The following is a 250-nucleotide window of genomic DNA, read 5'->3' as shown; positions in this document are numbered from 1 at the left end:
ACTATAATCATATGCTTTAAAAAGTAAAAAGGAGATTAAAATGGTTAAAGGGAAGTATATGACCTGTTTATTTTTTTTAATATCTATTTTAGCAAATGCTAAAACAGTAGATGAAAAAATAAACGAAGATGTAGCAAATATAAATGAAATTGAATCTAAAATTAAATATGATAAGTCTTATCAAGATCCTAAAGATGAAGTGCATGTGGGAGATGATGAAAAAGCAAAGTTTGAATTTAATAAAGATTTT

1 protein-coding gene is annotated in these 250 nt (G+C 24.0%); it reads left to right on the top strand.

The features are described from left to right. Positions 1-58: 58 nt before the first annotated feature. The coding region (locus BT993_RS07070) for a hypothetical protein (protein ID WP_244147575.1) at positions 59-250 on the top strand (192 nt) is incomplete at its 3' end.

The organism is Streptobacillus ratti, from assembly GCF_001891165.1.
Taxonomy (GTDB): Bacteria; Fusobacteriota; Fusobacteriia; order Fusobacteriales; family Leptotrichiaceae; genus Streptobacillus; species Streptobacillus ratti.
Note: the sequence above shows the minus strand (reverse complement) of the source record. Positions and strands in the feature narration are given on the sequence as shown.